General features: G+C 64.5%; 23 protein-coding genes. 10 read left to right on the plus strand and 13 right to left on the minus strand.

Features of this window, described 5'->3' with window-relative positions; genetic code table 11:
- Nucleotides 1-7 precede the first annotated feature (7 nt).
- Both dxs and J4P02_RS28865 read left to right on the plus strand, forming a co-directional pair.
- The gene (gene dxs / locus J4P02_RS28860) at nucleotides 8-1,906 is read left to right on the plus strand and encodes a 1-deoxy-D-xylulose-5-phosphate synthase (RefSeq protein WP_426196811.1); all 1,899 of its coding nucleotides are present in this window, start codon (nucleotides 8-10) and stop codon (nucleotides 1,904-1,906) included.
- Nucleotides 1,907-2,010: 104 nt separating this feature from the next.
- Nucleotides 2,011-3,909 carry a TonB-dependent receptor plug domain-containing protein gene (locus J4P02_RS28865; protein WP_426196813.1) on the plus strand — a complete coding sequence of 633 codons (1,899 nt, stop codon included), beginning with the start codon at nucleotides 2,011-2,013 and terminating at the stop codon, nucleotides 3,907-3,909.
- 63 nt (nucleotides 3,910-3,972) lie between these two features.
- On the opposite strand, the gene J4P02_RS28870 is transcribed toward J4P02_RS28865, so the two are convergent.
- The 12 genes from J4P02_RS28870 to nrdR all read right to left on the minus strand — a co-directional run bounded on the left by J4P02_RS28870 (nucleotide 3,973) and on the right by nrdR (nucleotide 12,640).
- Nucleotides 3,973-4,770: a cobalamin-binding protein gene (locus J4P02_RS28870; RefSeq protein ID WP_426196815.1), complete on the minus strand. Its 798-nt coding sequence runs from the start codon at nucleotides 4,768-4,770 to the stop codon at nucleotides 3,973-3,975.
- Entirely contained in the window at nucleotides 4,770-5,189 is a 420-nt protein-coding gene (locus J4P02_RS28875; protein WP_426196817.1) for an MFS transporter, read from the minus strand. The genes J4P02_RS28870 and J4P02_RS28875 overlap by 1 nt, the downstream gene beginning before the upstream one ends.
- Nucleotides 5,186-5,803 (minus strand): GTP cyclohydrolase II, encoded by a 618-nt coding sequence (ribA, locus tag J4P02_RS28880; RefSeq protein ID WP_426196819.1) that lies wholly within the window; start codon nucleotides 5,801-5,803, stop codon nucleotides 5,186-5,188. The genes J4P02_RS28875 and ribA overlap by 4 nt, the downstream gene beginning before the upstream one ends.
- 112 nt (nucleotides 5,804-5,915) lie before the next feature.
- Nucleotides 5,916-6,665, minus strand: coding sequence for a substrate-binding periplasmic protein (locus J4P02_RS28885; RefSeq protein ID WP_426196821.1), 750 nt, complete (start codon nucleotides 6,663-6,665; stop codon nucleotides 5,916-5,918).
- Between the two features lie 10 nt (nucleotides 6,666-6,675).
- On the minus strand, nucleotides 6,676-7,179 hold the full coding sequence (locus J4P02_RS28890) for a phosphatidylglycerophosphatase A family protein (protein ID WP_426196823.1): 504 nt from the start codon (nucleotides 7,177-7,179) through the stop codon (nucleotides 6,676-6,678).
- Complete coding sequence (gene thiL / locus J4P02_RS28895; RefSeq protein ID WP_426196825.1) at nucleotides 7,176-8,141, minus strand: thiamine-phosphate kinase; 966 nt, start codon at nucleotides 8,139-8,141, stop codon at nucleotides 7,176-7,178. The genes J4P02_RS28890 and thiL overlap by 4 nt, the downstream gene beginning before the upstream one ends.
- Before the next feature lie 18 nt (nucleotides 8,142-8,159).
- A complete protein-coding gene (gene nusB, locus J4P02_RS28900) occupies nucleotides 8,160-8,660 on the minus strand; it encodes a transcription antitermination factor NusB (RefSeq protein WP_426196827.1) in 501 nt (166 codons plus the stop codon).
- Nucleotides 8,657-9,133, minus strand: coding sequence for a 6,7-dimethyl-8-ribityllumazine synthase (gene ribH / locus J4P02_RS28905; RefSeq protein WP_011063735.1), 477 nt, complete (start codon nucleotides 9,131-9,133; stop codon nucleotides 8,657-8,659). The genes nusB and ribH overlap by 4 nt, the downstream gene beginning before the upstream one ends.
- Before the next feature lie 91 nt (nucleotides 9,134-9,224).
- On the minus strand, nucleotides 9,225-10,316 hold the full coding sequence (ribBA, locus tag J4P02_RS28910) for a bifunctional 3,4-dihydroxy-2-butanone-4-phosphate synthase/GTP cyclohydrolase II (RefSeq protein WP_426196830.1): 1,092 nt from the start codon (nucleotides 10,314-10,316) through the stop codon (nucleotides 9,225-9,227).
- Between the two features lie 16 nt (nucleotides 10,317-10,332).
- The gene (locus J4P02_RS28915; protein ID WP_426196832.1) at nucleotides 10,333-10,998 is read right to left on the minus strand and encodes a riboflavin synthase; all 666 of its coding nucleotides are present in this window, start codon (nucleotides 10,996-10,998) and stop codon (nucleotides 10,333-10,335) included.
- Nucleotides 10,999-11,045: 47 nt separating this feature from the next.
- Nucleotides 11,046-12,179, minus strand: a complete 1,134-nt coding sequence (ribD, locus tag J4P02_RS28920; protein ID WP_426196834.1) for a bifunctional diaminohydroxyphosphoribosylaminopyrimidine deaminase/5-amino-6-(5-phosphoribosylamino)uracil reductase RibD — start codon at nucleotides 12,177-12,179, stop codon at nucleotides 11,046-11,048.
- On the minus strand, nucleotides 12,176-12,640 hold the full coding sequence (gene nrdR, locus J4P02_RS28925) for a transcriptional regulator NrdR (RefSeq protein WP_426196836.1): 465 nt from the start codon (nucleotides 12,638-12,640) through the stop codon (nucleotides 12,176-12,178). The genes ribD and nrdR overlap by 4 nt, the downstream gene beginning before the upstream one ends.
- A 129-nt stretch (nucleotides 12,641-12,769) precedes the next feature.
- Here nrdR and J4P02_RS28930 point away from each other — a divergent pair, with 129 nt between their 5' ends.
- From J4P02_RS28930 to trxA, 3 genes are read left to right on the plus strand one after another with little or no spacing between them, the layout of a single operon-like run.
- Entirely contained in the window at nucleotides 12,770-13,228 is a 459-nt protein-coding gene (locus J4P02_RS28930) for a hypothetical protein (RefSeq protein WP_426196838.1), read from the plus strand.
- Nucleotides 13,225-13,935 (plus strand): class I SAM-dependent methyltransferase, encoded by a 711-nt coding sequence (locus tag J4P02_RS28935; RefSeq protein WP_426196840.1) that lies wholly within the window; start codon nucleotides 13,225-13,227, stop codon nucleotides 13,933-13,935. Before J4P02_RS28930 ends, J4P02_RS28935 begins: the two co-directional genes overlap by 4 nt.
- A gap of 31 nt (nucleotides 13,936-13,966) precedes the next feature.
- A complete protein-coding gene (gene trxA / locus J4P02_RS28940) occupies nucleotides 13,967-14,839 on the plus strand; it encodes a thioredoxin (RefSeq protein WP_426196842.1) in 873 nt (290 codons plus the stop codon).
- Nucleotides 14,840-14,926: 87 nt separating this feature from the next.
- On the opposite strand, the gene J4P02_RS28945 is transcribed toward trxA, so the two are convergent.
- Nucleotides 14,927-15,268, minus strand: coding sequence for a hypothetical protein (locus tag J4P02_RS28945; RefSeq protein WP_426196844.1), 342 nt, complete (start codon nucleotides 15,266-15,268; stop codon nucleotides 14,927-14,929).
- Nucleotides 15,269-15,402: 134 nt separating this feature from the next.
- Here J4P02_RS28945 and J4P02_RS28950 point away from each other — a divergent pair, with 134 nt between their 5' ends.
- The 5 genes from J4P02_RS28950 to J4P02_RS28970 all read left to right on the plus strand — a co-directional run bounded on the left by J4P02_RS28950 (nucleotide 15,403) and on the right by J4P02_RS28970 (nucleotide 19,487).
- Complete coding sequence (locus tag J4P02_RS28950; protein WP_426196846.1) at nucleotides 15,403-16,017, plus strand: DUF2796 domain-containing protein; 615 nt, start codon at nucleotides 15,403-15,405, stop codon at nucleotides 16,015-16,017.
- Between the two features lie 60 nt (nucleotides 16,018-16,077).
- Nucleotides 16,078-16,788 (plus strand): ABC transporter ATP-binding protein, encoded by a 711-nt coding sequence (locus tag J4P02_RS28955; RefSeq protein WP_426196849.1) that lies wholly within the window; start codon nucleotides 16,078-16,080, stop codon nucleotides 16,786-16,788.
- A 1-nt stretch (nucleotide 16,789) separates the two neighbouring features.
- Entirely contained in the window at nucleotides 16,790-18,055 is a 1,266-nt protein-coding gene (locus J4P02_RS28960) for an ABC transporter permease (RefSeq protein ID WP_426196851.1), read from the plus strand.
- Nucleotides 18,056-18,080: 25 nt separating this feature from the next.
- The gene (locus tag J4P02_RS28965; RefSeq protein ID WP_426196859.1) at nucleotides 18,081-18,602 is read left to right on the plus strand and encodes a DUF3299 domain-containing protein; all 522 of its coding nucleotides are present in this window, start codon (nucleotides 18,081-18,083) and stop codon (nucleotides 18,600-18,602) included.
- A gap of 186 nt (nucleotides 18,603-18,788) precedes the next feature.
- Nucleotides 18,789-19,487 carry an OmpW/AlkL family protein gene (locus tag J4P02_RS28970; RefSeq protein ID WP_426196853.1) on the plus strand — a complete coding sequence of 233 codons (699 nt, stop codon included), beginning with the start codon at nucleotides 18,789-18,791 and terminating at the stop codon, nucleotides 19,485-19,487.
- The last annotated feature ends 178 nt before the right edge of the window (nucleotides 19,488-19,665 follow it).

Raw genomic sequence — 19,665 nt, forward strand, 5'->3', positions numbered from 1 at the left:
TCGCCTGATGCCCACGACGTTTCATGAGATTCCCCGCAAACGCCCGACCACGCCGCTGCTCGACCGTGCCCAGACGCCGGACGGCCTGCGCCGGTTAGGCGAAGCCGAGCTGGAAACCCTGGCCGATGAATTGCGCCTGGAATTGCTCTACACGGTCGGCCAGACCGGTGGGCATTTCGGTGCAGGTCTTGGCGTGGTCGAGCTGACCATCGCGTTGCATTACGTATTCGACACCCCGGACGACCGGCTGGTGTGGGACGTGGGTCACCAGGCCTATCCGCACAAGATCCTCACCGGCCGCCGCGAGCAGATGGCCAGCCTGCGCCAGAAAGACGGCCTGGCAGCGTTCCCCCGGCGTTCCGAGAGCGAGTACGACACCTTTGGCGTCGGCCACTCCAGCACCTCCATCAGCGCCGCCCTGGGCATGGCCATCGCCGCCCGCTTGCAGCACAGCGAGCGCAAGGCGATCGCGGTGATCGGCGACGGCGCCCTGACCGCGGGCATGGCCTTCGAGGCGCTGAACCACGCGCCGGAAGTGGACGCCAACATGCTGGTGGTGCTCAACGACAACGACATGTCGATCTCGCGCAATGTCGGCGGCCTGTCCAACTACCTGGCCAAGATTCTCTCCAGCCGCACCTACGCCAGCATGCGCGAAGGCAGCAAGAAAGTGCTGTCGCGCCTGCCGGGTGCCTGGGAAATCGCCCGCCGCACCGAAGAATACGCCAAGGGCATGCTGGTGCCCGGCACCCTGTTCGAGGAACTGGGCTGGAACTACATCGGCCCCATCGACGGCCATGACCTGCCGACCCTGATCGCCACCCTGCGCAATATGCGTGACCTCAAGGGCCCGCAGTTCCTGCATGTGGTGACCAAGAAGGGCAAGGGCTTCGCCCCGGCGGAAGTCGACCCGATCGGCTACCACGCCATCACCAAGCTGGAGCCCCTGGACGCTCCGGCAGCCGCGCCGAAAAAGGCCGGTGGCCCCAAGTACTCCGGAGTATTCGGCGAATGGCTGTGCGACATGGCCGCCGCCGACCCGCGCCTGGTGGGCATCACCCCGGCGATGAAGGAAGGTTCCGACCTGGTGGCCTTCAGCGAGCGCTTCCCGCTGCGCTACTTCGATGTGGCGATTGCCGAACAGCACGCAGTCACCCTGGCGGCCGGCATGGCCTGCGAAGGTGCCAAGCCGGTGGTGGCGATCTATTCGACCTTCCTCCAGCGCGGCTATGACCAGCTGATCCACGATGTGGCGGTGCAGAACCTCGATGTGCTGTTCGCCATCGACCGCGCCGGCCTGGTGGGCGAAGACGGCCCGACCCACGCCGGCAGCTTCGACCTGTCCTACCTGCGCTGCATCCCCGGCATGCTGGTGATGACCCCGAGCGACGAGAACGAGCTGCGCAAGATGCTCAGCACCGGGCACCTGTACAACGGCCCGGCGGCGGTGCGCTACCCACGGGGCAGCGGCCCCAACGCGCCGATCGACAAGGACCTGGAACCGATCGAGATCGGCAAGGGCATAGTCCGTCGCCAGGGCAAGCAAGTGGCCCTGCTGGTGTTCGGCGTGCAACTGGCCGAAGCCCTGAAGGTGGCCGAGAAGCTCGACGCCACGGTGGTCGACATGCGCTTCGTCAAGCCACTGGATGAAGCCCTGGTACGCGAGATCGCCGCCAACCACGAATTGCTGGTGACCGTCGAGGAAAACGCCATCATGGGTGGCGCCGGTGGCGCGGTCAGCGAATTCCTGGCTCGCGAGAACATCCTCAAGCCGATCCTGCACCTGGGCTTGCCGGACGCCTACGTCGAGCACGCCAAGCCGGCGCAGATGCTCGCCGAATGCGGCCTCGACGAGGCCGGTATCGAAGCCTCGGTACGCCAGCGCCTGCAACTGCTGGGCCTGTAACCGCCACACGTAACTACGGACGCCCATCACCCGGGCGTCCGCAGCACCCCGCCCAGTCCCTTTACCGTCTGCGGCCAAGGCCGCACCGTGCTAATGGAATAGCCATGCAAGTCGCCCGCCTTGTCCTACCCCTTTGCCTCCTGCCCTGCTGCGAACTGCTGGCCGATACCCTCGACCGCGACCAGGCGCTGAAACTGCCCGAAATGCTGATCAGTGCCAACCGCCAGGTCGAAGCGCGCAACGACAGCAGTGCCGCCAACACGGTATTTACCCGGGAAGACATCGACCGCCTGCAGCCCACCAGCCTTACCGACCTGCTGCAACGGGTGCCCGGGGTACAGGTCGCACGCAGCGGCGGCCGCGGTAGCCTCCCGGGCATCTATCTGCGCGGCACTGGTTCGGCCCAGAGCCTGGTGCTAGTGGACGGCCAGCGCATCAGCAGTTCTTCCTCCGGCGACAGCAACTTGCAGTACCTGAATATCCAGCAAATCGAACGGGTGGAAGTGCTGCGCGGCTCGCGTTCGGTGATCTACGGCAGCGACGCCATTGGCGGGGTGATCCAGATCTTCACCCGCCGCGGCGCGCAGCAAGGCCTGCAGGGACGCATGCACCTGGGATTCGGCAGCAATCAGACCTGGGAACGCAGCTTGGGGCTTTCCGGCGGCAACGGGCAGACTCGATTCAGCCTCGGTGCCAGCCTGGATGAAACGGCGGGAATTGATTCAACCCGGGAGTCCTATCCCAGCGACCAGGACCATGATGCCTATCGCAATCAATCCCTGAGCCTGAGCCTGAGTCACGCCTTCAACGATGATCTCGAGGCCGGCCTGAACCTCCTGGATAATCGCGGGCGGAGCGAATACGACAGCCCATTCGGGCGCTACATCAGCAGCACCAGGCAAACCGTCGAGCAGCAGCCCTATACCGATTTCACCGTCAGCAGTACCAGCAGCTTTATCGACGCGCGGATCAACGAGCGCTGGCAATCCCGTGTGGAAATCGGCCACGCCGAGAACCGCGACTTCAAGTACGACAAACTCAGCGACGAGCGCGCCACCTTCAACACCTACCGCGACTCGTTGAGCTGGCAAAACGACCTGACCCTGAATGAACACAACAGCCTGATCCTGGGTACGGACTGGTATCAGGACCGGGTCAATGCCAGCAGCGCCTATGACGAGGACAGCCGCTGGAACCGGGCAGCCTTTATCCAGCACCGCTACCAAGGCGACAACTTCTCCACGGAACTGGGCCTGCGCCGTGACCAGAACCAGCAATATGGCAGCCAGAACACCTGGAGCGGCACCCTGACCCTGCCGCTGAATCCGGACAACGACCTGCTGCTGTCCTACAGCGAAGGTTTCCGTGCGCCTACCTTCACTGACCTGTACTTCCCGGAAAACGGCAATCCCGATCTCAAGCCCGAACACTCCAAAAGCTATGAGCTGCAATGGCGCAGCCAACTGACAGCAAGCAGCCGTCTGGAAACCTCGCTGTATCGCACCGACATCGAACAGGCAATTCTCTACAACAATGAAGCACGACGCCCAGAGAACATCGCCTCGGCCCGCATCAATGGTTTTGAAGCGGCATTGAAGCAGGAGCTGTTCGGCTGGCAGAGCAGTCTAGGGCTGTCGGTCATTGATCCCCGCGACCGCAAGACCGGGAAAACCCTGCAACAGCGAGCACGCCGAACCCTGAGCCTCGACCTGGACCGACGCTTCGATCGCCTCGCCCTAGGGGCTAGCTGGCAGGCAGCGAGCAGCAGCTATGGAGAGAGGGACAACAACAAGCGCCTGGGTGGCTATGGATTGCTCGGCCTGCGCAGCAGTTGGGCAGTGGCTTCCGAGCTGGAGCTGTCCCTGAAAGTCGACAATGTGCTGGATAAAGCCTACGCCCGCACGCGGTACAGCCACTTGGACCCTGGATACCAGAACAACTACAACTACCGCGAAGAAGGCCGCACCTGGATGCTCGGCGTGACCTGGACACCTGAGCTCTAAGGCCAGGCGCCTGCGCCGGCAAGCCGGCTCCTACAGCCTTCCCGAAGGAACCGGCTTACCGGCTCAGCGCTCGGGCGCAATCAGCGCACAGAGCTTGGCGGTGGCCGCGATCATCTGCCCGCTGGGCCGCTCCAGACCCTTGTCCTGCACCAGCAGCAAGCGCCCCTGCTGCACCGCGGCGATCTGCGGCCAGGCCTTCCAGGCCTCCAACTGTTCCTGGACCGTGGCCAGGATGGCCTGCGGATTGCGCTGCAACACCGACTCGACACTCACCTGGGGGGCTGGCAACTGTTGGTCGGCAAATACATTGCGGGCCCCACAGACGGCCAAGGCATCGCTGATGATCTGCCCGCCGCCCAGGGTGTACAGCGGCCGATCCCACACCTGATAGAACACCGGCAACGGCGGCTGGCGCCGATAGCGCTGGCGCAACTGCGCCAGTTCCTCGCCCAACTGCGCGGCCAGTTGCCGTCCGGCCACAGGCCGGCCCAGGCGCTCGCCGAGTTCGGCGATCTGCGCCAGTAACTGCTGCAGGTCATGGGGTTCGGCGACATAGGTGGCAATGCCCAGACGTTTCAGCTGATCACGCTGGGCCGGGCCGACGCTGGCGGGCCAGAGCAACAGCAGGTCGGGCTTGAGGCTGAGCAAGCGCTCCATATCCAGCTGGCCGTAATGCCCCACCGACGGCAGCGCCGCCAGCTGTGGCGGACGCTCGCCGGCATCCAGCACGCCTACCAACTGCTCGGCGGCGCCCAGTTCGACAACGATTTCCGAGAGCGATGGCGCCAGGCTGACCACCCGCTGCGCCGCCAGTGCGGGGACGCTGGCCAGCAGGCACAGCAGCGCCAGCCAACGCCGCATCAGGCGAGTTGACGCGGGATACGGTAGAGGTAGAACAGCACCGCGCTGGACAGCGCCAGCAACACCAGTGGCACCGCTTCCAGGCCGACGAATACTGCCAAGGCGCCGATCCAGGCCGGTAACGAGGCCGCCAGGAAGGCCTGCCGACGCCGCGCCGCCAGGGTGATCCAGGCCGCCGGTTCGTCAGGGGTATCCAGGGCTTTGCCAGTGGCGATCAAGGCATGCTTGTAGCCGTTGAAGAAACGCAGACTGACGAACATCGAGGCCGTGCCGGCGATAAAAATCGGCATCGCCATTACCGGCATGATCGCCTCGCCTTGGCCGAACACCAGGTTGATCACCAACAGCGGCAGCAAGGCCAGGGCCAGGTACTGCCACCAACTCACGGCCAGGCGCCGTCGCACTTGGCCCCGGGTCACGCGCGGTCGACCTCGCCCTGGTGCTCGTTGCCCATCATGTGGTCGAGCTTACTGGCTTTGGTCGCCAGGTACAGCTTGTTGTGCGGGTTGTGACCGGTGTGCAGCGGCACGCGCTCGGCGACCTGGATGCCCATGCCGGTCAGGGCCTTGACCTTGCGCGGGTTGTTGGTCATCAGCCGCAGCGACTTGACCCCCAGATGCTCGAGCATTGGCAGGCACATGGCATAGTCACGCTGGTCGGCGGCAAAGCCCAGGCGCTCGTTGGCTTCCACGGTATCGGCACCGCCATCCTGCAGCTCGTAGGCGCGGACCTTGTTCAACAGGCCGATGCCACGACCTTCCTGACGCAGGTAGAGGATCACCCCACGGCCTTCACGGGCCACAGCCTGCATCGCTGCTTCCAGCTGCGAGCCACAGTCGCAGCGCTGGCTGAACAGGGCGTCGCCGGTCAGGCATTCGGAGTGCAGGCGACCGAGAACCGGGGCGCCATCGGCGATATCCCCCAGGCTGAGCACCACATGCTCGCGGCCGGTGGCTTCATCGAGAAAACCATGCATGGTGAATTGCGCAAAAGGCGTGGGCAGCTTGCAAGCGGCAACAAAAACGACGGGCACTGTGTGCTCCTGATCTGTATGAGGACGGGAGATTCACTGGGGCGGCATTGTAACAGCAGCCTCCCCGGGGCGCTTAGGCTGAATTTTCGGAGATATGGATCGAAAAGTTAGATTAGCGCAGGGCCGGCTGCGAGCTGGCATCAAAGGGATAGGGCTGCTGCCAGCGCTGGAAAATTGCCCGCAGGCTGCCCTCCTTCACCAGCTGCTCCATGCGTCGGTCGTAAAACGCCAGCAGCGCGCGACCTCGGGGATTGTCGGCAAAGCCCAGGTACAGTGGCAGTTCGGCCAGGTGGGAGCGCTTGAACTGGGAGGGGTTGGACGCCTCACCGAGCACGTAGTCGATCTCGGTCTGGGCATCGATGTAATAGTCGGCGCGACCGTGCAGCAACATCGGCAAGATGCCGACGCGACGGCGAATTTCGTTGTAGCGCCGAACATTGGGCAGGTATTCCTGGTACTGGTAGCCGCGGACCCAGACCAACCGGTAGTTGCCGATATTCACCAGGGTCAGCTCAGGGCTGTCGGCCAGGCCCAGGGCATAGATGTGGTCGGTGTCGTAATTCCAGTGCGGGTACAGCACCCCCACGGACTCGTCGCGGTAGGCCCCCACTTGCGCATCCACCTCGCCGCGCTGCACCAGCCCCACAGAACGGGTGTAGGGCATGCTGCTGCGCTCGACCTTGATCCCCTGCGGCTCGAACACTTGCCGCAGGATGTCCCAGGCCAGGCCCTGGCCATCGGCCTCGGTGTACTGGCTCCACTCTTCGCTGGCGATACGGACCTGCTGCGGCAGCTCACCGGCACGGGCGCCGCTGCAACTCAAGAGCACCAGCAATATCAGCAGCGCGCGGCTGACCGCCATGCCTAATCCCTCAATGGAAACACCACACCAGCCCCTGCATGGTCAGCCAGGCAAAGACACCGGCCAGCACATCGTCGAGCATGATGCCGACCCCGCCATGCACATGCCGGTCGACCCAGCGGATCGGCCAGGGCTTGAGTATGTCGAAGAAGCGAAACACCAGGAATCCCGCCAGCAGCCAGTACCAGCCTTCGGGCACCAGCCACAGAGTGATCCACATGCCGACCATCTCGTCCCAGACGATGCCTTCATGGTCATGCACCCGCAGATCGTCGGCGACCTTGCCGCACAGCCAGAAGCCGAACAGCATGGTCACGCCGAGCATCAGCCAGTAGCCCCAGTCCGGCAACATCTGCCACAGCGGGATAAAGGGTAGCGCAACCAGCGAGCCCCAGGTGCCCGGTGCCTTGGGCAAGGTGCCGGAACCAAAACCGAAGGCCAGGAAATGCCAGGGATTGCGCCAGACCGACGGCGGTACGAACTCCGCCGGGACCTGTTTCGGATGATCTGTCACTGTGTCTCCGGAAAGTGTTGATAACCCCGGATGCCGGGGGTGATGTCCTGGCCATCGGCGTCCAGCAGGGTCACCCCCTGCCCGGCCACCACTCGCCCCACCACCTGCACCGGCCAGCCTGCCGCCAGCAATGGCGCCAACTCGGCCGGTGGCAGGGTGAAGGCCAGTACATAGTCGTCACCACCGCTCAAGGCGGCAGCACGGGCGCCCTGCAACCCAAGCAAGCCCAGCAACGCCGGGGACAGGGGCAGCTTTTCGAGCTCCACCTGCAAGGCCACCGCCGAGGCGGCAGCAATATGCCCGCAATCGGCCAGCAGGCCATCGGAGATATCCAGGGCCGCACTGGCCTTGCCCCGCAGCGCCTGGCCCAGGGCCAGCTGCGGTTGCGGCGACCAATAATGGGCCAGCAGCGGCTCGGCCACTGTCGCCTCGGCGCTGCGCTGGCCCAGTACCAGCGGCAGGGCACCGGCGGCATTGCCCAGCTCGCCGCCAACACACAGCAGGTCGCCTTCGCGGGCGCCGCTGCGGGTCAGGGCCTGGCCGGCCGGCACGCTGCCGAACACGGTCAGGGTCAGGGTCAGTGGCCCACGGGTGGTATCGCCGCCGATCAGGCGCACGCCGCAACTCTGGGCCATGGCATTGAGACCGCGGGCATAGGCCTGCAGCCAATCGGCATGCACCGTCGGCAGGGTCAGGGCCAGGGTAAAGGCCAGCGGCTTGGCGCCCATCGCCGCCAGGTCGCTGACAGCCACCGCCAGGGAGCGTTGGCCAAGAAGAAAGGGCTCGCAAGGGTCGGCGAAATGCACACCGGCCACCAGGGTGTCGGTGGAAATCGCCAGTTGCTCGCCGGGGGCAACCGCCAGCAGGGCGCAGTCGTCGCCGATCCCCAGGGCAACGCCCTCGCCGCCTTGCGCACAGGGCGCGGCAGCGAAGAAGTTACGGATCAGCTCAAACTCGCCCATGGCAGCTGCAAGCGCGGATCAGCGCTTGAACGCCTTGACTTCAGCTTCGCGCAGACGCGGGGCCAGCTTGTCGAGAACACCGTTGACGAACTTGTGGCCATCGGTGGAACCGAAGACCTTGGCCAGTTCGATACCCTCGTTGATCACCACGCGGTACGGCACGTCGGCACGCTTGAGCAGCTCCCAGGTGGACAGGCGCAGCACCGCCAGCTCCACTGGGTCCAGCTCATCGATGGCCAGGTCCAGGCAAGGCACGAGCGCGTTGTCGATCTCGTTCTTGTTGGCCGGAACCCCGTGCAGGATCTCGCGGAAGTAAGCACCGTCGATGTCGGTGAAATCGTTGTCGACCCGAAACTGCGCTTCGATCTCGTTCAGCGAATGCTTGGCCATGTGCCATTGGTAGAGAGCCTGAGTCGCGAGCTGACGGGCTTCGCGGCGCTTGGCGCTCTTGGATGGCTTGCCGGCATCGGCAGGCTTGGGATCGCGCGGGTTGAAACGATCGCTATCGTCGCTAATCACTTGGCCTCCAACTGCGCCAGCAGGCTGACCATTTCCAGGGCGGACAAGGCAGCTTCAGCCCCTTTGTTGCCGGCCTTGGTGCCGGAACGTTCGATGGCTTGTTCGATCGAGTCGACGGTCAGTACGCCGAAGGCCACTGGCACGCCGAACTCCATGGACACCTGGGCCAGGCCCTTGGTGCACTCGCCAGCCACGTATTCGAAGTGCGGGGTACCGCCACGAATGACCGCGCCCAGGGCGACGATCGCCGCGAACTCGCCTTTCTGCGCGACTTTCTGCGCAACCAGCGGAATCTCGAAGGCGCCAGGTGCGCGGATGATGGTGATGTCGCTTTCGCTCACACCGTGGCGAACCAGGGCATCGACTGCGCCGCTGACCAGGCTTTCGACGACGAAGCTGTTGAAACGGCCGACCACCAGGGCATAGCGGCCTTTAGGGGCGATGAAGGTACCTTCGATGGTCTTCAGGGTCATTCGACAATTCTCTTAAAGAGCCAGAGCGTGTCTAGCACACGCTCTTGAGTGATGTTTTAGCCGCGAATTTCAAGCTGGAAACGACCGGCTTTTATTCGGAGGGCACGTATTCTACAACTTCCAGGTCGAAACCGGATATCGCATTGAACTTCATCGGCGCACTCATCAGGCGCATCTTGCGCACGCCCAGGTCGCGCAGGATCTGCGAACCGGCACCGACGATGCTGTAGGTAGTCGGTTTCTTCGGCGGCTGATGTTCGGCGGTCTCGCGGATATGCGCCAGCAGCACGTCGCCATCCAGCGGGTGACCGAGCAACAGCACCACGCCGCTGCCCGCCTCGGCCACGGTGGCCATGGCGGCACGCAGGCTCCAGCGGCCCGGTTGCTTGACCATCAGCAGGTCGCGCAGCGGGTCCATGTTGTGCACCCGCACCAGGGTCGGTTCTTCGGCGCAGATGTTCCCCAGGGTCAGGGCCATGTGCACGTCGCCTTCCACGGAATCACGATAGGTCACCAGGTTGAACTGGCCCAGTTCGCTGTCCAGGGGCTGCTCGGCAATCCGCTGAACGGTACGTTCGTGGATCATCCGGTAGTGGATCAGGTCGGCGATGGTGCCGATCTTGATGTTGTGCTCGGCCGCGAAGGCTTCCAGCTCGGCACGCCGGGACATGGTGCCGTCGTCGTTCATCACCTCGCAGATCACCCCGCTGGGTTCGAACCCGGCCATGCGCGCCAGGTCGCAGGCCGCCTCGGTGTGGCCGGCGCGAGCCAGGGTGCCACCGGGCTGGGCCATCAGCGGGAAGATGTGGCCCGGGCTGACGATGTCCTCGGCCTTGGCATCCTTGGCCGCGGCGGCCTGCACGGTACGCGCACGGTCGGCGGCGGAGATGCCGGTGGTCACGCCTTCGGTGGCCTCGATGGACACAGTGAACTTGGTGCCGAAACCGGAACCGTTGCGCGGCGCCATCAGCGGCAGCTTGAGCAGCTCGCAGCGCTCGCGGCTCATGGGCATGCAGATCAGGCCGCGGGCGTGCTTGGCCATGAAGTTGATGTGCTCGGGCTTGCAGCACTCGGCGGCCATGATCAGGTCGCCTTCGTTCTCGCGGTCTTCGTCATCCATGAGGATGACCATCTTGCCTTGGCGGATGTCTTCAACCAGTTCTTCGATGCTGTTGAGCGCCACTCGGCACCCCCTTGAGTCAGGATTTGAGATAGCCGTTAGCGGCCAGAAAACTTTCGGTAATGCTGCCGCCAGTGGTGGCTTCGGCCGCCTTGTCGCCCAGCAGCAGGCGCTCCAGGTAGCGCGCCAGCAGATCGACTTCAAGGTTGACCTGCCGGCCCGGCCGGTAGTCGGCCATGATGGTTTCCGCCAGGGTGTGAGGAACGATGGTCAGTTCGAACTCCGCGCCGTTCACCGCATTCACCGTCAGGCTGGTGCCGTCGACGGTGATCGAGCCCTTGTGGGCGATGTACTTGGCCAGTTCCTTCGGTGCGCGGACGCGAAACTGAATGGCCCGGGCATTATCTTCCCGCGCCACCACCTCGCCGACGCCATCGACGTGGCCGCTGACCAGGTGACCGCCCAGGCGGGTGGTCGGGGTCAGGGCTTTCTCCAGGTTGACCCGGCTGCCGGCCTTCAACTGATGGAACGCCGTGCAATCCAGGGTCTCGCGGCTGACATCGGCCCAGAAACCATCCCCGGGCAGTTCAACCGCAGTCAGGCAGACGCCGTTCACCGCAATGCTGTCGCCCAGTTTGACGTCGGCCAGATCGAGCTTGGCGGTTTCTACATAGACCCGCACATCTCCGCCTTTTGGGGTCAATGCGCGAATGCTGCCGATGGATTCGATGATGCCGGTGAACATGGAGTCCTCCTCGAGAACAGGGCCGCCGGGTAGGCGAAAGTCGGGAATTATACGCTCGTGGCTGGAGCGGGGATGGCAGTGACTCGCCAGTCATCGCCCACCGCGCGCATTTCAATGATCTTGAGCAATGGCGCCTCGCTCATCTGCGCCAACGGCCAGTCCAGCAGGGGCCGCGCCGAGGAGCCAAGGAACTTGCCGGCAATGAAAATCTGGTACTCGTCCACCAGGCCCTGCTGGGCAAAAGCTCCGGCCAGTCGCGGGCCGGCTTCCACCAGCACCTCGTTGACGCCCCGGGCAGCAAGTTCCAGCAGCAAGCGGTGCAGATCTACCTGGCCATCGGCGCCGGGCACCACCAGGCACTCCGGACCATTGGCATGCTGCTCTTCCACCGCGGCGCAGGTGGCCACCAGGGCCGGGCCAGCCTGGAAGAACGGTGCATCAAGGGGCACCCGCAGGCGCCCGTCGATCAACACCCGCAATGGCGGACGGCTGATGGCCAGGGCGGTCTGCTCGGCATCCAGGCCCAGCTCGGCGGCGCGCACGGTCAAGCGGGCGTCATCCGCCAGCACCGTGTCGGCACCGGTCAGCACCACGCTGGACTCGGCCCGCAAGCGCTGCACCGCGGAACGCGCGGCGGGCCCGGTGATCCACTGGCTCTCGCCGCTGGCCATGGCGGTGCGCCCATCGAGGCTCATCGCCAGCTTGACCCGCACATAAGGCAGGCCTTGCTCCATGCGTTTGAGGAAGCCCTGGTTGATGGCCCGCGCTTCGCCCTCCAGCACCCCGCTGTGGGTGGCGATACCGGCCTCGGCCAGACGCTGCAGGCCACGGCCGGCCACTTGCGGGTTGGGGTCCTGCATCGCCGCCACCACCCGCGCCACCCCGGCACTCACCAGGGCATCAGCGCAGGGCGGCGTGCGCCCGTGATGGCTGCAGGGTTCCAGGGTCACATATGCCGTGGCACCCCGGGCCTGCTCGCCGGCCATGCGCAGGGCATGCACTTCGGCGTGGGGTTCGCCGGCCCGCACATGCCAGCCCTCGCCCACCACCTGGCCGTCGCGCACGATGACGCAACCGACACGGGGGTTGGGATGGGTGCTGTAGCGGCCCTTGCGCGCCAGTTCCAGGGCCCGGGCCATGTAATGCGCGTCGAGTACCACTTGCTCTGCAGACTGGTTCATGGCTTGACCGGCTCGCGAGCGAGACGGTCGATCTCTTCGCGGAATTCGTTGAGGTCCTGGAAGCGCCGATAGACCGAGGCGAAGCGGATGTAGGCGACTTCATCGAGCTTCTGCAGCTCGCCCATCACCAGTTCACCCACAACCAGGGACTTCACCTCGCGCTCGCCGGTGGCCCGCAGCTTGTGCTTGATATGGGCCAGCGCCGCTTCCAGGCGCTCGACGCTCACCGGGCGTTTTTCCAGGGCGCGCTGCATTCCGGCGCGCAGTTTGTCTTCGTCGAAAGGCTGGCGGCTGCCATCGGTCTTGATCAGACGCGGCATCACCAGTTCGGCGGTTTCGAAGGTAGTGAAACGTTCACCACAGGCCAGGCATTCACGCCGGCGGCGCACCTGTTCGCCCTCGGCGACCAGACGCGAGTCGATGACCTTGGTGTCGTTGGCACCGCAGAAGGGACAGTGCATGGTGGCAGGCAACAAAAAATGGGAGCGCCATGGTAGCGCATCCCACTGGCAAGACAAGCCATAGCCTTTCCGGTATACAGACCGACTATTATGTTTCGCACTCGGAATTTTCCCTTGCAGGAGCTTCAGATGCCGCTCAGACCGCTTGTTCTGCTCAGCCTTGCCAGCCTGCTGGTCGCCTGCAGCAGCGATGCCCCGAAACCTGCGGCGCCGGCCTCGTCCCAGCAACAGAGCGTGAAAAACAATCAGGCACCGGCCGAGCTCGGCCCCTTGCCGGCCTATCAGCGTGAGCTGAGCGGCACCCTCGATGGCGTGCCGGCCGGCGCCGAAGTCGAGCTGGCGCTGCTGGTGATCGATGAACGCGGTCGTCCGCAACGCCTGTTGGCCAGCAGCAACCTGAGCGGCACCGGCCAGCTCCTGCCGTTCCGCCTGCGCTTCGCCGCCGAGGCCTTTCCGGCCGGCGCCCGGGTCGAATTGCGCGGCCGCGCCAGCCAGTCCGGGCAGTTGATCCTGCACCTGCCGGCACAACGCATCGACCAGCCAAACACCCAGGTCCTGGGCCAGCTGCCATTCGTCAAAGCCCCATGAACCTGCCGCTCGACCTGCAAAGCGCCCTTGGCGAGCTGTTGGGGGACGCCCGGCTGGTGGCCTGCGAACTGCCGCAGACCCAACTCAAGCTCTGGCTGATCGACGCCCAGAACATGGACCGCGCCTTCACCCCGGACGAAACCCGCCGCATCCTCCACGAACCGCCCTACTGGAGTTTCTGCTGGGCCAGCGGCCTGGCCCTGGCTCGCTACCTGGCCGAGCACCCGCATTGGGTACAGGGCAAGCGGGTGCTGGACTTCGGCGCCGGCTCCGGCGTGGCCGCAATTGCCGCGGCCCGGGCCGGAGCCCTGGAAGTGGTGGCCTGCGACCTCGACCCGCTGGCCATCGCCGCCTGCCGCGCCAATGCCGAACTCAATGGCGTCGAATTGAACTACTCCACGGACTTCTTCGCCGAGGCCGATCGCTTCGACCTGATCCTGGTGGCGGACGTGCTCTATGACCGGGCCAACCTGCCCCTGCTGGATGAATTCCTCAGCCGTGGCCGCCAGGCGCTGGTCGCGGATTCCCGGGTCAGGGACTTCCAGCACCCGTTGTACCAGCGCCTGGCAATGCTCAATGCCCTGACCTTGCCGGACCTGGCCGAGCCTTGGGAATTCCGTAACGTCAGCCTCTATCATGCGCAACGGCCAATGGCCGGCGAGGCGGTTCCCAGAGGCGATAGCGATCTACCCCGCGCAACTTTATAGTGGCTCCATTCCCGCTTATTCGAGATACCCCATGAGTCAGGACACGCCGTACATCTTCGACGCCCGCACCGCTGATTTCGACCAGTCGGTGATCGAGAACTCCTTCCACAAGCCGGTCCTGGTGGACTTCTGGGCCGAATGGTGCGCGCCCTGTAAGGCGCTGATGCCCATGCTGCAACAGATCGCCGAGAGCTATCAGGGCGAGCTGCTGCTGGCCAAGGTCAACTGCGATATCGAGCAGGACATTGTTGCCCGCTTCGGCATCCGCAGCCTGCCCACCGTGGTGCTGTTCAAGGACGGTCAGCCGGTGGACGGCTTTGCTGGTGCGCAGCCGGAGTCCGCGGTGCGGGCGATGCTCGAGCCCCATGTGCAGATGCCACCGCCCGCCGCCGACGACCCGCTGGAGCAGGCCGAAGCGCTGTTCAACGACGGCCGTATCGGTGACGCCGAAGCCCTGCTCAAGGCGCTGCTGAGCGAAGACAACAGCAACCCCAAGGCGCTGATCCTGTACGCCCGCTGCCTGGCCGAACGTGGCGAGCTGAGCGAAGCCCAGACCGTGCTCGACGCAGTCAAGAGTGATGAACACAAGGCTGCCCTGGCCGGCGCCAAGGCGCAGATCACCTTCCTCAAGCAGGCGGCAAGCCTGCCGGATACCGCCGACCTCAAGGCACGCCTGGCCAAGGACCCGCAGGACGACGAAGCGGCCTATCAGCTGGCGATCCAGCAACTGGCCCGCCAGCAATACGAAGCCGCACTGGAAGCCCTGCTCAAGCTGTTCATGCGTAACCGCAGCTTCAACGAAGGCATCGCCCACAAGACCCTGCTGCAAGTCTTCGACCTGCTGGGCAACGATCACCCACTGGTCACCACCTACCGCCGCAAGCTGTTCGCTGCGCTGTACTGAGCCTCAACCGGCGGCGCCAGCGAATGCGTTCCTGGGCCCGATGCACGTCTTGCCGGCCGCTTCGCCGGCAAGCCGGCTCCTACGCGGTTACTGCACCCAGCTGTAGAGCGGCGTATCGACGCCGCTGACTACCTTGACCTCAGCGCAATGGCGCAAGCGCACCAGCAGGCGCTTGCCCGCTGCGGCACTGCCAGTGAGCCCCTGCAACTGCTCCAGCAACTCCGGCCCGCTGATCTGGCCAGCCTGGCGCAACAGATCCTTGGCGGCCTGCCACTGGGCGTCGTCCTGGTTGACCGGCCGGCTTGCCACCGCCGCTACCTCCGGCTTGACCGCCTGCAACTGCGCGCCCAGTTGCGCCCAATCGCCCTCATCCAGTTCCAGGGTCAGATCCACCGGCCAGTCGCCGATGCTTCCACGTATCCGCAACATTGCCGTACTCCCGATTTTTTCTGACGAGCATGCTCCCACGCGTCTTGCACAACGCCAAGCAGGCGGTCAAACTCTGCGGCCGATTGTTATAAGATCACATAACATTTATTTCATCTTTGCCCTGGAGACTTGCCATGCGTCGTCTGCTAATCGCCCTGCCGTTCGCCCTGTTGCCGCTGGCCGTTGCCCAGGCCGCACAAGCCCATGATCACGAGCATGAACATGGCAGCCTCGGCGCCCATGAACACGGTGTCGGCCGCTTGAACGCGGTGCTCGACGGCCAGGCCCTGGAGCTGGAGCTGGAAAGCCCGGCAATGAACCTGGTGGGCTTCGAGCACGCGCCAAGCACCGACGCCGACAAGGCCAAGGTTGCCGCCGCCCGTACCCAGCTGGAACAACCCCTGGTGCTGTTCAGCCTGCCCAAGGCCGCCGCCTGCGTGGTGGCCAAGCAGGAGTTGGAAAGCCCGCTGTTCGGCAACCAACCAGCCACCGCCAAGCATGACGACGACGATGATGACCACGACGCCGATGCCAAGGACGCCGACGGCCACGAGCATCAGCATGAACACAGTGAAATCCACGCCCACTACCAGCTCACCTGCGCCAAGCCCGAGGCATTGAAGACCCTCGACCTGGGACAGATCTTCAAGACCTTCCCCGCCACCCAGAAAATTCAGGTACAACTCATTTCGCCCAATGGCCAGCAAGGTGTCGAAGCCACTGCCAAGGCCGCGACCCTGAAGTTCTGACCCCCTTGCAGCCGTTGCCGCAGGCTGCGGCTGCAACACTCACCTGCTGATCGGCCCGACATGACCCAAGCACTTATCGAACTGTCCGACCTGGGCTTCAGCTGGCCCGGCCACCCGGAGTTGCTGGATATCCCGGCCTTTGCCCTGGAAGCCGGCGAAACCCTGTTTCTCAAGGGCCCCAGCGGCAGTGGCAAGACCACCCTGCTGGGCCTTCTGGGCGGCGTGCAGAAACCAAACCGGGGCAGCATCCGCCTGCTGGGCCAGGAGCTCGGCGAACTCTCCGCCGGGGCCCGCGATCGCTTCCGGGTCGATCACACCGGCTATATCTTCCAGCAGTTCAACCTGCTGCCGTTTCTTTCGGTACGCGAGAACGTCGAGCTGCCTTGTCACTTTTCCAAACTACGGGCCAGCCGCGCTATCCAGCGTCACGGCAGCATCGATCAGGCCGCCGCCACTCTGCTGGCGCACCTGGGTTTGAATGACCCGGGCCTGCTCGGGCGCCGCGCCGACTCGCTGTCCATCGGCCAGCAGCAACGGGTGGCTGCAGCCCGGGCACTGATTGGCCAGCCGGAGCTGGTGATCGCCGACGAACCCACCTCGGCGCTCGACTACGACGCCCGGGAAGCCTTTCTCCAGTTGCTGTTCGCCGAATGCCGCGAAGCCGGCTCCAGCCTGCTGTTCGTCAGCCATGACCAGAGCCTGGCGGCGCTGTTCGATCGCAACCTGTCGCTGGCCGAACTCAATCGCGCCGCCAAGCCTGCAGAGGTCTGAGATGTATCTGTTCCGTCTAGCCATGGCCAGCCTGGCGAACCGCCGTTTCACCGCAATCCTCACCGCCTTCGCCATCGCCCTCTCGGTGTGCCTGCTGCTGGCGGTGGAGCGGGTGCGCACCGAAGCCCGGGCCAGTTTCGCCAGCACCATCAGCGGCACCGACCTGATCGTCGGCGCCCGCTCCGGCTCGGTGAACCTGCTGCTGTACTCGGTGTTCCGCATCGGCAACGCCACCAACAACATCCGCTGGGACAGCTTCGAGCACTTCGCCAACAACCCGAAAGTGAAATGGGCGATCCCGATTTCCCTTGGCGACTCCCATCGCGGCTACCGGGTGATGGGCACCACCGATGCCTACTTCCAGCACTACCAGTACGGCCATCAGCAGAACCTGCAACTGGCTGTGGGCCGAGCCTTCGCCAGCGATCCCTTCGAGGTGGTGCTGGGGGCCGAGGTGGCCGAGGCGCTGCACTACAAGCTGGGGGACCAGTTGGTGCTGGCCCATGGCGTGGCGGCCATCAGCCTGGTCAAGCATGACGACAAGCCCTTCACCGTGGTCGGCATCCTCAAACGCACCGGTACGCCAGTGGACCGCACCCTGCACATCAGCCTGGGCGGCATGGAGGCAATCCACATCGACTGGCACAATGGCGTGCCGGCGCGAGGCGACGGACGCATCAGCGCCGACCAGGCACGCAACATGGACCTCACGCCCCAGGCCATCACCGCCTTTATGCTCGGCCTCAACAGCAAGATCTCGACCTTCGCCCTGCAGCGCGAGATCAACGAATTCCGCGGCGAGCCCATGCTGGCGATCCTTCCCGGCGTAGCCCTGCAGGAACTCTGGAGCCTGATGGGCACCGCTGAAAAGGCGCTGTTCGTGGTCTCGCTGTTCGTGGTCCTGACCGGCCTGATCGGCATGCTCACGGCAATTCTCACCAGCCTCAACGAACGCCGCCGGGAGATGGCGATCCTGCGTTCGGTGGGCGCGCGGCCCTGGCATATCGCCAGTTTGCTGGTGCTGGAAGCCTTCGCCCTGGCGCTGTCCGGCGTCGTGGCCGGGCTCGGGCTGTTGTACCTGGGCATAGCCCTGGCCCAGGGCTATGTGCAGTCGAGTTACGGCCTGTACTTGCCGCTGTCCTGGCCCAGCCAGTATGAGTGGACGCTGCTGGGCGCTATCCTGATCGCCGCGCTGCTGATGGGCAGCGTGCCGGCCTGGCGCGCCTACCGGCAATCCCTGGCCGATGGCCTGTCGATCCGTTTGTGAGTACCGCCTGATGAAGACCCAACACCTGCTGCGTTCGCTGCTGGCCCTGACGCTGCTGGTGGCCGCCCCCCTTTGGGCAGCCAGTGCGCCTAGGGACCTGGCCTGGTCGGAGATGATCCCCGCCGACGCGCCGCCCGAGGTGCCGAACATGAAGCCGCTGCACGACCTGTCGCAGATGAGCGATGCCTTGTCCGCCGAGTCGGCGCCGGCCGCCAAGCAGGATCTGCCCAATGCGCCGGTGGTGAAAACCCTCGATGGCCAGGCGGTGCGCCTGCCCGGTTACATCGTGCCCCTGGAGGTGAACGAGGAAGGCCGTACCACCGAGTTCCTGCTGGTGCCGTATTTCGGCGCCTGCATCCATGTGCCACCACCGCCGTCGAACCAGATCGTCCACGTCACTAGCGAAGTCGGGGTCAAGCTCGATGAGCTGTACCAGCCCTACTGGATCGAGGGCGACATGCAGGTCAAGCCTTCCAGCAGTGAGCTGGCGGATGCCGGCTACCAGATGGCCGCGCAGAAGATCTACGTCTACGAACTGCCGGAGTAAGCGCAGGCAGCGGCGCCCCGGGCGGATGAACGGGGCGAGAAAGGCGAATGCCGAAAGAGTGCAGAACACAAGATTAGTTCAGCCCCGCAAGTGGGCTTCGCCATTTCATTGAGCTGAGTCAAGGCGGTCAACTTGACGATCCTTACCATTGGACATAGCCAATTTGAAACGTCCTTTGGAGCTCCCATGCACAAGTCTCTGCTTAGCGCTTCCCTGATCGCGCTCGCACTCGCCGCGCCTATTGCCAACGCCCACGAAGCCGGTGACATCATCGTTCGTGCCGGTGCGATCACCGTCAATCCGAAAGCCGACAGTTCCGATGTCAAGGTTGACCGCGGCCCCCTGGCCGGCGCCAACCTGGGCGGCAAGGCGACCATGAGCAGCGACACTCAGCTGGGTCTGAACTTCGCCTACATGGTGACCAACAACATCGGTATCGAACTGCTGGCCGCCACCCCGTTCGAACATGACGTGAAGATCCGCGACACCTCCCTGGCCCCGGCCAACGGCAAGCTCGGCACCCTCAAGCACCTGCCGCCAACCCTGAGCGTGGTGTACTACCCACTGGACCACAAGTCGGCCTTCCAGCCCTATGTCGGCGCCGGTATCAACTACACCTGGATCTACGACGAGCACGTCGGCAGCCGCGCCAGCGAAGCCGGTTTCGACAACTTCCGCGCCAAGAACTCCTGGGGCATGGCCTGGCAGATCGGTGCCGACTACATGCTCACCGACAACGTGATGATCAACGCCCAGGCGCGCTACATCGATATCGATACCCGTGCCTACGTGGACAACAACGGCGTGGCCCCGGGCACTCGTGCCAAGGTCAATGTCGACGTCGATCCATGGGTCTACATGGTGGGCCTGGGCTACAAGTTCTAAGCCCTGCGACCAACAAAAAAGGCGCCTTGCAAGGCGCCTTTTTCATGTCCGTGTCCCGTCCTGAATAAGGTTTACACCTCCCATCCCGAATTTCCGGAGAGTCAGATGGAACAAGGTGTAAAGCGCACACAACGAGATTACTCACTGTCCTTTAAATTGGCGGTGGTTGATCAGATTG

This window comes from Pseudomonas sp. NFXW11, from assembly GCF_049887815.1.
Lineage (GTDB): Bacteria > Pseudomonadota > Gammaproteobacteria > Pseudomonadales > Pseudomonadaceae > Aquipseudomonas.